Origin of the sequence: Blautia sp. Marseille-P3201T (assembly GCF_900120295.1) — a bacterium.
Lineage (GTDB): Bacteria > Bacillota > Clostridia > Lachnospirales > Lachnospiraceae > Blautia.
The window spans coordinates 172,359-186,835 of the sequence record NZ_LT635469.1 but is presented as its reverse complement, the minus strand read 5'-3'; the positions used below and the strand labels follow the sequence as shown (position 1 = coordinate 186,835).

General features: G+C 37.1%; 15 protein-coding genes. 2 read left to right on the top strand and 13 right to left on the bottom strand.

Annotated elements, in window-relative coordinates; all coding sequences use genetic code 11:
• Window positions 1-10: 10 nt before the first annotated feature.
• The 6 genes from BQ7352_RS05900 to BQ7352_RS05875 form a co-directional block, all read right to left on the bottom strand.
• Window positions 11-1,519 (bottom strand): sugar ABC transporter ATP-binding protein, encoded by a 1,509-nt coding sequence (locus BQ7352_RS05900; RefSeq protein ID WP_072447802.1) that lies wholly within the window; start codon window positions 1,517-1,519, stop codon window positions 11-13.
• 151 nt (window positions 1,520-1,670) lie between these two features.
• Entirely contained in the window at window positions 1,671-2,975 is a 1,305-nt protein-coding gene (locus BQ7352_RS05895; RefSeq protein WP_072447800.1) for a substrate-binding domain-containing protein, read from the bottom strand.
• Between the two features lie 180 nt (window positions 2,976-3,155).
• On the bottom strand, window positions 3,156-4,406 hold the full coding sequence (locus BQ7352_RS05890) for a response regulator transcription factor (RefSeq protein WP_072447798.1): 1,251 nt from the start codon (window positions 4,404-4,406) through the stop codon (window positions 3,156-3,158).
• Window positions 4,407-4,722: 316 nt separating this feature from the next.
• Window positions 4,723-6,330, bottom strand: coding sequence for an MBL fold metallo-hydrolase RNA specificity domain-containing protein (locus tag BQ7352_RS05885; RefSeq protein ID WP_072447797.1), 1,608 nt, complete (start codon window positions 6,328-6,330; stop codon window positions 4,723-4,725).
• Between the two features lie 112 nt (window positions 6,331-6,442).
• Window positions 6,443-6,937 (bottom strand): DUF6147 family protein, encoded by a 495-nt coding sequence (locus BQ7352_RS05880; protein WP_072447796.1) that lies wholly within the window; start codon window positions 6,935-6,937, stop codon window positions 6,443-6,445.
• Between the two features lie 17 nt (window positions 6,938-6,954).
• Window positions 6,955-7,869, bottom strand: coding sequence for a DUF4367 domain-containing protein (locus BQ7352_RS05875; RefSeq protein ID WP_072447795.1), 915 nt, complete (start codon window positions 7,867-7,869; stop codon window positions 6,955-6,957).
• 86 nt (window positions 7,870-7,955) lie between these two features.
• On the opposite strand from BQ7352_RS05875, the gene BQ7352_RS05870 reads away from it, so the two are divergent.
• Window positions 7,956-9,029, top strand: a complete 1,074-nt coding sequence (locus BQ7352_RS05870) for an undecaprenyldiphospho-muramoylpentapeptide beta-N-acetylglucosaminyltransferase (protein WP_072447794.1) — start codon at window positions 7,956-7,958, stop codon at window positions 9,027-9,029.
• On the opposite strand, the gene BQ7352_RS05865 is transcribed toward BQ7352_RS05870, so the two are convergent.
• Both BQ7352_RS05865 and BQ7352_RS05860 read right to left on the bottom strand, forming a co-directional pair.
• On the bottom strand, window positions 9,024-9,584 hold the full coding sequence (locus BQ7352_RS05865) for an RNA polymerase sigma factor (protein ID WP_072447793.1): 561 nt from the start codon (window positions 9,582-9,584) through the stop codon (window positions 9,024-9,026). The genes BQ7352_RS05870 and BQ7352_RS05865 overlap by 6 nt on opposite strands.
• Window positions 9,585-9,606: 22 nt before the next feature.
• Complete coding sequence (locus BQ7352_RS05860; RefSeq protein WP_072447791.1) at window positions 9,607-10,020, bottom strand: HIT family protein; 414 nt, start codon at window positions 10,018-10,020, stop codon at window positions 9,607-9,609.
• A 149-nt stretch (window positions 10,021-10,169) separates the two neighbouring features.
• On the opposite strand from BQ7352_RS05860, the gene BQ7352_RS05855 reads away from it, so the two are divergent.
• Window positions 10,170-10,907, top strand: a complete 738-nt coding sequence (locus tag BQ7352_RS05855) for a sensor histidine kinase (protein WP_072447789.1) — start codon at window positions 10,170-10,172, stop codon at window positions 10,905-10,907.
• Here BQ7352_RS05855 and BQ7352_RS05850 read toward each other — a convergent pair.
• Genes BQ7352_RS05850 through BQ7352_RS05830 form a run of 5 tightly spaced genes read right to left on the bottom strand, consistent with a single transcriptional unit; the run spans window position 10,881 to window position 14,469 of the window.
• Complete coding sequence (locus BQ7352_RS05850; protein WP_083429882.1) at window positions 10,881-11,492, bottom strand: rhomboid family intramembrane serine protease; 612 nt, start codon at window positions 11,490-11,492, stop codon at window positions 10,881-10,883. The two genes, BQ7352_RS05855 and BQ7352_RS05850, sit on opposite strands and share 27 nt — an antisense overlap.
• 49 nt (window positions 11,493-11,541) lie before the next feature.
• Window positions 11,542-12,786 carry a DUF6382 domain-containing protein gene (locus BQ7352_RS05845; RefSeq protein ID WP_242948537.1) on the bottom strand — a complete coding sequence of 415 codons (1,245 nt, stop codon included), beginning with the start codon at window positions 12,784-12,786 and terminating at the stop codon, window positions 11,542-11,544.
• Window positions 12,787-12,807: 21 nt separating this feature from the next.
• On the bottom strand, window positions 12,808-13,215 hold the full coding sequence (locus tag BQ7352_RS05840) for a hypothetical protein (protein ID WP_242948557.1): 408 nt from the start codon (window positions 13,213-13,215) through the stop codon (window positions 12,808-12,810).
• Complete coding sequence (locus BQ7352_RS05835; RefSeq protein ID WP_072447785.1) at window positions 13,212-13,658, bottom strand: A24 family peptidase; 447 nt, start codon at window positions 13,656-13,658, stop codon at window positions 13,212-13,214. Before BQ7352_RS05835 ends, BQ7352_RS05840 begins: the two co-directional genes overlap by 4 nt.
• A 4-nt stretch (window positions 13,659-13,662) precedes the next feature.
• Entirely contained in the window at window positions 13,663-14,469 is an 807-nt protein-coding gene (locus BQ7352_RS05830; protein WP_072447784.1) for a hypothetical protein, read from the bottom strand.
• Window positions 14,470-14,477: the final 8 nt, after the last annotated feature.

Here is a 14,477-nt window from a genome sequence, read left to right as displayed (position 1 = left end):
TTCTCCCTCATTATAGGTATTTTGCACTGAGTCTTAAAAGTTCTTCCTGATTTGTCTCTTTTGTATTTACAATTCCTGAAAGATGTCCGTTAGACATGACACCAATACGATTTGTAATACCCAGAATTTCAGGCATTTCTGAGGAAACAACGATAATTGTTTTTCCCTGTTTTGCCATCTGAATAATCAGGTCGTAAATTTCATATTTTGCACCAACATCAATTCCTCTGGTCGGCTCGTCCATCATGAATACCTGAGGACTGCGTTCCAGCCATTTTCCAAAAATAACCTTCTGCTGATTACCGCCTGAAAGACTGGAAATCATATCATCCGGTCCCATACATTTTGTGTGCATAATTTTGATTTCGTTGGCAGTTGCTTTTATCATTTTGGAGTCTGAAAGAGCAATACCTGATTTATACTGAAGCAGGTTTGCAATGGTTGTATTGAATGTCAAGTCACATTTCAGGAACAGACCGTTTGCCTTTCTTTCCTCTGTAATCAGTGCAAAGCCGTGCTCCATTGCTTCTTTTGCGCTGTTGAAGTTCATCAGCTTATTATTGAAGTAAACACGTCCTGCCGCTCTGGTTCGGATACCAAAAATAGTCTCTAAAAGTTCTGTACGTCCCGCACCTACCAGACCGTAAAGTCCGAAAATTTCTCCCTCTCTTACATCAAAGGTAATATCCTGTAAGTGAGGCTCAAATTTTGTAGACAAATGCTGAATGGATAAAATAACATCCTTTGGCTTGTTGTCTACCGGTGGGAAACGATTTTCCAGAGAACGACCAACCATGGCTGCAATCAGTTCATTCATATCTGTATCTTTTGAACTTTTTGTCATAACCAGATTACCGTCTCTAAGAACTGAAATCTCATCACAAATTTCAAAAATCTCATCCATTTTATGAGAAATGTAAATCAGAGAAATTCCCTGCTCTTTTAACATTCTCATCATCTCAAATAATTTATCTACTTCCTGTACTGTCAGAGAAGAAGTAGGCTCATCGAGAACAATTACTTTTGCATTATAGGAAATTGCTTTTGCAATCTCACACATCTGTCTTTGGGATACTGACATATTACGCATAGGCTGTGTCAGGTTTACTGTCATGCCCAGCTTTCTGAAAAGCTCGGAAGCTTCTTTTTTCATTCTTCCCTCATCAACGATACCGGCGGAATTTACCGGATAACGTCCAAGGAAAAGATTATCCATAACATTTCGTTCCAGACACTGGTTCAATTCCTGATGAACCATGGCAATTCCGTTTTCCAGTGCATCCTTTGGTCCTGAAAAACTGACTTCTCTGCCGTCCAGAGTGATCTTTCCTTCATCTTTCTGATAAGTTCCAAAAAGACATTTCATCATTGTTGACTTACCGGCACCATTCTCACCCATAAGTCCCATAACCGTTCCTTTTTTCAAGTCCAGATTAATATGATCCAGAACTCGGTTTCGGCCAAAAGACTTACTCATATTGCGTATCGATAAGACAATATCATCTTTCTTATCTGCCATTCTTTTCTACTCCTGTATCTCTATATTGGTATCTGACAACGTTTTCTTACTGTCAGATTTAAAAGAGGCTGTCGCATTAAGGGCGTATCCAAAATACTGCCTTAACACGACACCCTCTATCTGTCATCTTGCCACAGGTATTACCGTTCCATTACTGCAGTAATGCTGTATAGGAAGCTGCATTGTCTGTTTTAACCATGTTGATAGCAAATGCATCATACTGGCTTGGGTTTCCAAGACGGTTTGTGATGTTGGATTCTGTCTGTCCATCACCACCGATGTATTCAACATCCAGGTTCAGAAGGTCATCATATTTCTCAAGAAGTGGCTGGTATGTAGAGCTTAAGAAGTTATCAGAAGCGTTGTAAATGTTCAGCCATACTTTCTTTTTAGGAGCTTTGCTTTCATCTAACTGTTTGGATACAGGCTCAAATGTCTTAGTAGAGTCTGTGAATTCCTGATAGTTATCTGCTGTTACAGCTACGTTTAATGCATAGTAAGAACGTTCATCTTCTTTGTATACATATTCTTTATCGCTAAGAACGTTTCCAGCTTCGTCTGCTGTACCAATACCTGTATCAATATCAACACCGTCTAATGCGTTACGAAGAACACGAAGTGTTAAGTAAGCCTGTACGTCTGCATGCTGGCTGATTGTTCCGCCGTAACCTTCTGCGATAGCTGCTACTGCATCACTGTTAGCATCGTATCCGAAAGTAGGAACTTTGTTTTCTTTTGACCAAGCATTGAACATAGACATTCCCATACCATCATTGTTAGAAACAACAACATCAATCTGATCACCGAAAGAAGAAGACCATGTTCCGATTGCGTTACCTGCTGTAGCAGCATCCCATGTAGCACCAGCAGAGTTCTTCATTTCCTGAGAACCTAATTCACGAACTACGAATTTCTTTCCGCCTGCTTCTAAGGAACCATCCTGAACTGCACCTTGTTTTCCGTCTACGTTTGTTCCAACTGGTTCACTGTTGATAGCGCCATCTTTTTCTACGCCTGTTCCAAGAGCTTTACGAACACCTCTTGTACGTGCGATAGAGTCATTATGTCCGATATCACCGATTGCTAAAACGTATCCGATTACGCCATCGCCGTTACGGTCAATAGTATCTGCATTTTTTTCGATGTATTCTTTAACCATCTGTCCCTGAAGTTCAGCACCCTGATTTGCATCAAATCCTACATAGTAAGTATCTTTGTTGAAGTTAAGAGCATTCATGTCCAGTTCACCAGTAGAACTGTTAGATGGCTGACGGTTGAACCATACTAAAGGTTTGTCTTTGTTTGCAACGTCAGAAGCTTCTGTTTTTCCGCCTTCTTCTGTTTTTCCTGTTTCCTCTGTTTTGTTTCCTTCTTCTTTTGCAGGTTCAGAACCACATGCAACAGCAGAAAGTCCTAATACTGCTGTCATTGCTAATACTGCTAATTTTCTTTTCATTGAAATATTCTCCCTTCCGTGGCACTCTTTTCGTCCGTGCCTTTTATTGATATTGACACTATACACAATATTCACAAAAGAAAACATAGAATTTTTTTTGTTTCTCATTGAAATTTTTAAGATTTTCTTAGTCATATCGTATAATATTCTAGTTTTTTCTGTCGAAATATGTGCATTCCGTCAACTGTTTTTCATCTGTTTCCGAAGAATATTCGGTGAAACTCCGGCATATTTCTTAAAACAATAGCTGAAATAGTGCTGGTCGCTATATCCGCACTGCTCTGAAACCTCCCTGATTTTCATATCTGTTTCCCTTAAAATTCTTTCTGCATTTTCCATTCTCAAAGTAGTAAGAAAATCCACAAAAGACTTACCTGTTTTCTTTTTTATCAACATACTGAGGTAATTGGGACTAATTCCGATTTCTTTGCTCACAGATATCAGGGATATATCCGCATTTCCGTATTCCTGTCTGATTTTATCCAATGCTTTATCACATAAATCCGGTGTTCCTTCTACAGCATACATATCCTGTAAATAAAAAATCTTTCTTTCTCCTCCCTGATCACAGGAAAGAGCGCTGGCAGACTCTGCACAGGAGCGATACAGCCCGGTAAGTTTATGAGTTTCTCTCCCTATTCCAATACTGCAACGTAGCTTCAAAATCCTCTCCATGCTCTGTACAATATCTGTCACCAATATATGTAGATATTTCTGCATAGAATTCGGTCCTGCATATAAGACAGATACAATTCTGCCATCAATATAAAAAGTGAAAAATTCCATATATTTCTGTAAAATGCTGTTAACACCATGTATATGACGCTGTGCTGTGCAATTTTTTCCTTCCTTATCCCGCAGAACAATGGAAATCACCTCATAATTCCAGTCCTCTCTCCCCGGTCTTAAAAGTCCCATTTGTTTCTGTTCTTTTAAAAGCCTTTTTTCTCTTTCTTCGATACTTTCAAAATACGATTGGTTTAATAACAGAGGAAGAAAAAAATCTGCTCCTGTATTGGCTTCTCCTTTTTGGATTTTTGCAAAGTCTTCAAATATTCTATCTATCTTTTCTTTTATTTTTTTCAGTTCTTCTGTAAGTTCTAAAACAGAAATGGGCTTTAGCAGATAACTGATAATATTATACTGTATTGCCTGTTGTGCATAAGTAAATTCATCAAATCCACTTAAAAATGCAATTTGCGTAGCGGGTCTTACTTCACGTACTGCTCTTGCCAGATCAATTCCTGAAACAAATGGCATACGAATATCCGTTAGAAGTAAATCCGGTGCTAACCGTGATACCAAGTCCAATGCTTCACTGCCATTTTCCGCTTCCCCCACAACACGGAAACCAATCTTTTCCCACTCAATTGTTTTAATCATTTCTTCTCGCTGCTTTGCTTCATCATCAGCAACTACTACTGTATACATATGGTTTCCCCCAAATAATTTTATTCTTTCATAAGGCAAATTTTCCCATTACACAAATAAGAATTCTGTAAAGCAGAATTCTCCGCCTGCGGTGGCTTGCTCCGGCAACATAATCCCTGTCACTGCAGTGCGATCCTCGCAGAGCATTTTTTATTTCATAGGATGCAATTTCCTAATGAAATAAAAATAGTGGAAGCATAGAGCATCCACTAAATCTTTTTATGTATTCCATTATAAAAAAACAGACTTAAAAAATCAAGATTTTTAAGGCTGCTGCATCAAAATATTTTACTTTTTGACACAACAGCCTTATTCTTTATCTTTCCCACTTGTCACATAATGCATTAATCTGGTCTGCAAATCTGGCCAAATCTTTATTCGTACCGCCCTCATTATGACGGATTACTGTCATTAATCTCTGTCCTGCTGCAAGTAATCTTGCAAATACTCCAGCTGCCTTTCTGCTCTTTGCTTTCTGTTCTACATGTTTAATGACAATTCCCACTGTTTCTCTGGTTATTTCATTTGTCAACAGATCAACTTCCGTTCCACTATACGGCGCCATTGCCTGATACCCCAGTTCATCCTCCAGCCTCTTTGCAAACAAGTCACAAACCTGATCATCTCCATGCGCCACAAAAACGCGTTTTGGCTTTTCCTTAAAGGAGGACGCCCACCTCATAAGTCCTGTATTATCTGCGTGTCCGCTAATACCGGGAAGTCTTACAATATCTGCGTTTACATGAATTTCTTCTCCAAAAATATGAACATCCTTTGCTCCCTCTACTAAAGATCGTCCCAGTGTTCCCACTGCCTGATACCCTACAAATAAAATAGTAGAGTCGCTTCTCCAAAGATTATGTTTTAAGTGATGCTTGATACGTCCTGCATCACACATACCGCTGGCCGATAGAATTACTTTTGGCGTTTCATTGAAATTAATCGCTCTTGACTCGTCACTGGTAATGGACAGCTTCAATCCAGGAAATGCAATAGGATTTATTCCTTTATTGATCAATTCCATAGCCTCTTCATCATAACATTCGCTGTAATGCTCTTTAAAAATGCTGGTAGCCTGTACTGCAAGAGGGCTATCCACATATACCTCGAACCCCGCAAATTCCGGCAGCATATTATCTTCTTTAATCTTTCTAAGGAAGTAGAGCATTTCCTGTGTTCTTCCCACTGCAAAAGAAGGAATTACCACATTTCCGCCTCGCTTAAAGGTTTTCCTTAAAATTCCCACCAGTTCTGTCACGTAATCCGGTTTCTCTCCGTGACTTCTATCTCCATAGGTGGACTCCATAACCACATAATCTGCACTGTCCAGATATTCCGGATCTTTAATCAATGGCTGTTCTGTATTTCCAATATCTCCTGAAAATACGATTTTCCGCTCTTCACCATCTTCTGTAATCCATAGTTCAATGCTGGCTGACCCCAATAAATGCCCTGCATCTACAAAGCGTACTTTAATACCTTCCGCAATCTGTATTACCTGATTATAATTGCACTCTACAAACTGCTGAATAACCCCTAACGCATCCTCCATGGTATAGGCAGGCACAAATTCCGTCTGTCCGTTTCTCTTAGCTTTACGATTTCTCCATTCTGCCTCAAACATCTGAATATGTGCACTGTCACGAAGCATAATATCGCACAAATCACAAGTCGCCGCAGTTGCATAAATCGGACCTCGAAATCCTCTGGCATGTATCAAAGGAAAATTACCGGAATGGTCAATATGTGCATGTGTCAGCAGTGCAAAATCCAATTCTGACGCCGCTACCGGAATATCCTGATTTTCATACTGGTCGGGCCCCTGTTCCATACCACAATCCACAATAAATTTCTTGCCTGCTGCTTCTAAGAAGTAACAACTTCCGGTAACTTCATGAGCAGCCCCTATAAAAGTCAGTTTCATAGAAAAACCCCCTTTTGTGGTAAAATGAATGTTGCTATATTCATTATACCCCAGTAAAGAGGGTTTTGACAGGACTTTATTTATTTTTTAGGAAATTTAATAAATTGTGTAGTTAGTCCACAAGAATACCATCTGTGATAGGATCTTTACTTTCAATTATACTTCCATCTTGTGCTACACAGGCTGCTTTTACTCGATAGTAATAGCCTCTCGTGACCTGCACGTTATAACTTTTCGTCAACAATGCAGTATTATAAGCTGTATCTGAAAAAGTTCTTATATTATACCAACTTCCATTAGAATATCTTTGTAAAGTCAACTTTAAAGTTAACTTGTCACAAGTTACTCTTCCGTATACAGCTCCATAAACATTGACACTGCCATTTCCATTATCTGTTACTTTAGCAGTTCCCTGATTGAGAATATTTCCTCTGGCACTATTATATAAACTTATCTCTGAAGAATTTTCTTTAGCAAATTTAAAACTATCATTTGTGCTTTCTTTTAAACTGTTTCCATTTGCCAAAACTGTTGTGTTTACTGCCAAAATCAAAGCTACCATTAATATATTTCTCAATAGATTTTTATTATTTTTTAAAATTTTCATTTTCCTCCTTCTTACAGCTAATACATAATATTCTTAGCTATATTCTCCATTTCCTTTTCTTGTATTCCCCCGAAAAATTCATAATAACTGTTTTTGTATTCCCATCTTAAAGCATATATCGGCGTCTTATCTTCTTTTTCCTCTATTTTCCATAACGTAATCTTTAATTCCGGTATAAAATCATTTTGAAAAGTTTCAATTAAAACACCATTATCATTTTGATTTAAAACAGAGGCTTTATTTTCATTCAAAAATGCTGTTAAAAATATTATTTGCTCATCATAAGAATATTGCAAAATTCCTGCTCCTGCCTCTTCGTCTAGAGTATATGCCTGATATTCTAATTTATCCGGAAGATAAAAAAATCTAGGCATTTTAATGTCCAAAGTATTCTCTATCTTCTCGCAAGCATACTTCTCCGTCCTGTCACTTTCCAATACTTCATTGTTATTTACTCGTGTATTCACATCATTTCCAAACAACTCATTCATCTCCCTCATGATGTATGCTCTGTTTGCCTCACTGCTCATAGAAATGCCGAATACACCGATTAGGACTGCTGCCGCAGCAGAAGCCCAACGCACCACTCTCTTTCTCCCTGTATTTCCCTGTTTGCTATTGCTTCGGTCTACATGTTTTTCATTTTTAAATTTGCTTAATTTACTTGTGTCTTTCTCTCTATCATCTACATTTGTCACATAATCGTTTGTTTTTTCAGTGGATTCACGTCTTCTAATTTCAGCCATTAATTTTTGAAAGCCTTCCTCTGTTGGTTCGCATTCTAAAGACTTTGAAATTTCTTCCGCCTCTTTTTCGATTTCTTCCGCCTCTTTCAAAAATTCTTCCAAAATTTTCCGATTTAATTCCTCATCACTCATTTTTTCAGTAAAAAAGGTTTCATATTTTTTCTCATTTTCTTCTGATTTCTCCATGAAACTCCTATCTTTCCTTGACTTTTTTTCATAACTGTATCATATTATCTTATAGTTACTATTTTGAACTAATCAGGAGGAACACCATGAAACATATCGTACTTACCGGCGGTGGAACTGCCGGACACGTTACCCCAAATATAGCTATGATCCCACGCTTGAAAGAGCTCGGATACCAAATTTCTTATATCGGCTCTTACGAAGGCATGGAAAGAAAGCTCATTGAAGAACTGGGCATTCCTTACTATGGAATTTCATCCGGTAAATTACGCCGTTACTTTGATGTTAAAAACTTTACTGACCCGTTCAGAGTTATAAAAGGCTTCTTTGAAGCTAAAAAATTAATGAAGCAGTTAAAACCTGATGTCGTATTTTCAAAAGGCGGTTTTGTTACTGTACCTGTTGTTATTGCAGCAAGTAAAAAACACATACCTACTTTCATTCATGAGTCCGACATGACTCCGGGACTGGCTAACAAAATATCCCTTCCTTTTGCAACAAAGGTCTGCTGCAACTTCCCTGAAACTGTTTCTCATTTACCAGAGGACAAGGCTATTCTTACCGGAACACCCATACGCCAGGAATTACTAGAAGGAAGCCCGGAAAAAGCTCTGGCTTTTACAGGCCTTTCTAATAAAAAACCTGTAATCCTTATCATTGGCGGAAGTCTGGGTGCTGCTACTGTTAATGAAGCAGTAAGAAAAGTTCTTCCTGAATTATTAAAAGATTTTCAGGTAATTCACCTCTGTGGAAAGGGTAAAGTTGACGAAACTTTAACTAACATCAAAGGATATGTACAATATGAATATATCAAACAAGAACTTGCTGATTTATTTGCTTTAGCTGATCTTGTTATCTCTCGTGCAGGTGCAAACGCAATCTGTGAGCTTAGTGCTTTAAATAAGCCTAATCTTTTAATTCCGCTTTCTGCACGTGCCAGCCGCGGGGACCAGATTTTAAATGCCCGCTCCTTTGAACAGCTTGGTTATAGCAAAGTTCTGGAAGAAGAAGAACTTACTGATAACACTTTATTAAGCGCTGTCCGTGATTTGTATGAAAATCGAGAAACTTATATTACAGCTATGTCTTCCAGTAAGCATAAGGACTCTATTAATCAGATTGTCCAGCTCTTTGAAGATGCAGTAAAGAAGACTTTATAAGTCTTCAAACTTGTGTCTGTAATACTTATTAATCCAAACTTTTATCCTGTGCCTTTTGGCTCTCAGACTTTCAACTGAAATGCCAAGGGCACGGGCAGTTTCTAATGCGCCCTTGCCTTCTACATTCATCCTCATAACAATTTCATACCATTGGCTGTTCTTCTTTTCCAAATCTTCAAACAATCTCCCCGTAAATTCCTGCATAACGAGTTTGTTCGTTGTTTCCTCTTCCACAGATACTTGTTCTCCTGCGTGATTTGAAGTCCACAGAACACCCTCCTCTGTGAAAAGTTCCTCTTCGCTTGAAGAACTGGCAGCCACCTCGTGTATTTGATATGATTTTCTGCAAAAGTCAATGGCTTTTCTTTTTGCATTTACTATCAACCACTGCTTGTAGTATTCTTCCTGTACCGTATCTGCCTTTTTGAAGAATGAAATAAAAACTTCCTGACTTACATCTTCTGAGAAGTCAATATCATGCAGAATACTATACACTACCTTTTTCACCATTTGATAATGCTGACGATAGATTTCATGAAACTTATCTTCTGTCATCTCTCTATCCATCTTCTAAATTCTAGACCTGAGAAAATTTTTTTAAAATTTCATCTCTATCTTCTGGTTTAAGAGTGCCTGGTTCCCATGTAATTCCCACACCATCATTTTCATTCCTTGGAATTAAATGCATGTGGAAATGAAATACCGTTTGACCTGCTGCTGTTCCATTGTTTTGTACTACATTGTAGCCATCACAATTTAACACTTTTTTCATTTTCTTTGTCACTTCTTTTGCTAATATCAAAGCTTTTCCTGCCAAATCATCAGGTAATTCATACAAATTCTCAAAGTGAGCCTTTGGCAGAATTAGAGCATGTCCCTTGCTGGCAGGCCCCAAGTCTAAGATTACTCTAAAGTCCTGGTCCTCATAAAGTGTTGCAGCTGATATTTCTCCATTTGCAATTTTGCAAAAAATACAGTCTTTCATTTTCATAATCTCCTTTCACCTATATATCCGAATAAAATACCATAAATATTACTTCTATTTTGTCGAATTTTGACTTTTTTTGGCATATAAAACTATTTGCTATTTAAAAACAGGGATGTTACACTTGTTTTTGACAAAATAAAGAGGGGGTAACTATGGATACTAAAATAAACCATTCCAATCAAAATATTACTGCAAAAGAGGAACCTGATTATCGTCAGTTATACGAAGATCTCCAAATGCAGCAACACTTTACACTATCTCATGTTTCTCATGAAATTCGTAATCCGGTAACACTAATTAATAGTTTTTTACAACTATTAGAGTCCCATCATCCCGAATTAAAGGAAGACAAATACTGGGAAAAAATTATGGAAAATATGGATTTTCTAAAAACGCTTCTCAATGAATTTTCCAGTTTTAACAATTCTGGAAAATTAAACCTTCAAGAACTAAATCTTTCAAAACTTGTGGAAAATCTGAGTGCTTCAATTTTGCCATCTTTAGAGAACCGTAATATTTCTCTTGTTTTAAACATTGAGTCAGACTTACCTGTTATCCAGGCAGATAAAACTAAAATGTCACAACTGATTTTAAATCTCTTAAGAAATGCTTCAGAAGCAATTAAATCAAACGGAACGATTTATTGCTCCTTAACCTCAAGACAAAATCAGCTTGCTTTTTCTGTCAGGGACAACGGCGGTGGTATTCCACTTCCATATCAAGAAGATCTTTTTGAGCCATTTATTACCCATAAACAAGAAGGTACCGGTCTTGGCCTTCCCATTTGTAAAAGAATTGCAGAGGCACACAATGGCAGTATTTCTTTTCAATCCGTTCCCGAAAAAGGTACCGAATTTACCGTCCTACTGCCTGTGAACCAAAAATGCTAATACAAATCCGCTTATTAAGCCACCAAAATGTGCTGCATTATCTACACCTATACTTGTCATTCCAAAGTACAAACTTAACCCTGCCATAATAACCAGCTGTCGGGTAGTAAAGTTTTCTATTCGTCCTCTATTGGCAATAACAATATAGATAAGAGCACCAATTACTGCAAAAACTGCACCGGACGCTCCTGCTGAAATAAAATATTTGCCACTTTTTATCTCCAGGCACAAAGACAATATATTTGCTCCAATACCGCCTAAGAAATAAATAAGCAAATATTTTATTTTGCCTATATTTCTTTCTAGACAATCTCCCAAAAACAAGAGAACCAGCATGTTGTTTCCCAAATGCTGAATACCAAAGTGTAAAAACATGGATGATACCAGACGATAGTATTCATGCCCTTGTAAAATTGCAGGTGTATAACCTCCGCCCCATTGTAGAATATGATAGCTGTCCAGAGATGAGCCTGTTAATTCTACCAAAAGAAACAACAATAAATTACTTCCAATTAAAATAGTATTTATTGGAACTTCTTTTCTTTTTTTCAGAAAATATCTGATTTCATTTCTTGTATTCATCATTCTCCTTTTAGTTCCATGGTTATCTATCTTTTTTCTTGTCTTTCCTATCTTACCATATTTTTCCAAAGTCAGCATTATATTTGTCAATATATAAATACTTTTTTTCTGCAAAAACAATAATATTCTCTTCTTTTAGTAAATATTCTGTTTCCGGCTGCAACATTTCTCCATCTAACATCGTTCCATTTCTGGAATTTAAATCAACTAAAAATACTTGGTTGTCGCGAAAAATAATCTTTGCATGAATACGACTAATTGTCGAAACGTTTAAATAAATGTCTACTTTTTCTCTTTGACTCCCTATAATTATATTTTCTTTTTCCAGAAAAAACTTCTTTCCTGTTTCGATTTCTAAAAGATATGATTTTCCTTTTGTTTCTGACTGTAAAAGTACAGTTCTGCCAAGCTCTTCTGATATTCCCTCTTGTTCTTTTTCTTCTGGCTTTGCGACAAATGCAATATCATTATTTTCTAAATCTTGTTTTCTGTATTTCAAAATATAAATCAATACGCTCAGTGCAATGATAAAAGCAATAATTATAACTGTCGAAATTCCTAAATAACGTATCCCCCTGCCGGATAAATATCTTGCTCCTAATATCACCACTCCTATTGCGAAAAAAATTCCAATAAAAAATATCTTCTTCCCCGGAGTCTCCTCTTCTTCCTCTTCCTTATAAAAATCGTCTAAAATCTTTTGTCTTTCTATTTTTTCTTCCTCTTTTTTTGCTTCAAATATAGTATTTCTTTCTTCTTTTTCCTCATAGATAAGCTTTCGGATACATTCTGGCTGAATACGATTTTCTACAGAAAGTTTATGCATACCATATCCAATGGTCACTGCACCTCTGTCTTGATGATTAATTTTAGGTAACAGATATTCCGTAAGGGCACAGAATTCCTGCTCTATAGTATTCGTCTGTTCCGGAAACCAGAAAAAAGAATATTTATCCTGATCCAGATTTTGATATATATACATAGGATTTAGCAATAAAAAATCTCTATTTAACAAATATTCATCTAATTTCTCTAAAACCGCAGTGATTTGCAGGAAAAGCTCCTTTAACGCCTGCCTATCAAATTTTTCCTTTTCATATAGATTTTCAAGACTCTGATTTCCGGTAATTTCATAGTAAAGATATTCTTTCCCATTTATTCGCTGCATCTTACAGGGGAGCAGCCCCGGCACCTGATTTTCTAATAAAATATGAGTTTGATAATTATCTTTTAAAGGATTTTCCAGTGGCAAAACAGCAAAATTACAACTCATATTTCGTTTAAAACTAACCTTCAAAGTGCTTGACCCCCTTCTTTTTTATTTGATATTTTCAGAAAATCTACGATACTTTTGTACTTTTTCAATGAATTCTACTGGCTTTATCACTTTACTTTTCCACTTCTGTTCCATATTCCAATTCAAATTTTGAAAAGGGATTTTAAAATTCTGCTGAAAAGCCACAGAAATTTCTTTTTTCCCTCCGCTTATACTATACGTTTCCTGCATCTCTGCTGCTTTTTGCTTTGTTTTTTCCACTGCACTGCCCTCATTTATTACTGCCTGTCCACTTCCATATACAGAAAGTTCACATATCTGCGCTGTTTTCCAAACTTTTATCTGTGTGCCCCAAATTAGAAACAGTGAAGAAAAAATCACTAACAGCCACACGCCACTTATCAATGCCATTTCTACTGTATAACTTCCTTTAAGACTTGTCTTTTTCATACCATCCACGTATAAGCACCTGCCATTCCCATTGCTAAAAAAGGAAGAAAAGGAAGCTCCTGGCTTCTGCTGCCTTTTTTTCTTATAAAAATCAACGCCGCCCATAGAAAAATGCCTAAAAATGCCTGCGCTAAAATTCCCAAAGTGTTCCATATCCCCACAGAAGCTCCCATAATCATTATCATCCAACAATCTCCATATCCTATTGACTGTGCAGATACTTTACTGATAATAAATAAAATAATTCCCGGAATACTTCCTGCACCGGCAGTTATTAACCTGTCATATATGTTCGCACTTTGAAAATAAATTTCTCCTATAAACATTCCAACTGCGAAAATTCCGTAGGTACAAATTTTCCACAAAGCAATACTCTTTCTCTTCGTATCTTCCACACTACATAGCAAAAGAATGCACATATGTACCAGCCATTTCTCTTTCATAATGTTATCCTCCACATCTTTCACAGGCTCTTAAATGCTGTACCTGCGATTTCTTCACCAATTTCACATGACGTGTCAGTCCGCCACATTCCCTATCTTGATGATAACAATCTCCCGTAGGAGTAATAAAAACAACCCCCGGACTGCTCTCTGATTTCATGCATTTTTCACACCTATGATATTTTTCCCCATAAATATTTTTTCTTTTCTCAGCTGCAGAATAAGGCACACTCTGTACAGAAAGTTTCAAATGACTACAGGAACTGCTTGTATGATAAACGCTTTCCCAGTCTGTAACATATACCATTTCCTCTGTCTGAAAATTTTCCTCACCGGGAACATATCCAACCCACGCTCTTGTTCCCCCTTCTATCTGTATTCGGATTGGAAAACTCCGCAGAAAAGCAAATGGTATTTTATATAAAAAAGAAGCTTTCAGAGAAATCCTTTCATCCTTATATGAAGATTGTATAAGCTGTATCCCATCTATACCGCCTACAACTCCCATCAGGTTTTCTCCTGCCAGGTTTTTGTTTATTTTTCTCTTCGTATAAATTTGGCAAACACTGTTACTTACCATCCCCACCGGAGACTGCATATCTTCCTCTTTGCAGTAAGCATACATTCCCAATTCTTTTGCACTCTCACATAAAGTGCTTTGTATCATGGTAGTTGTTCTATATAAGTCCAAAAGGCCTGCCAATATCACCACAGTGAAAAAGAAAAGAGGCAGAATAACAGCGCATTCCACAGTCAGACTTGCCTTTCGCCGGAGAACTTGCACCTCCTTTTTCCTTTTCTTCTGTTTCATAAGTCTTC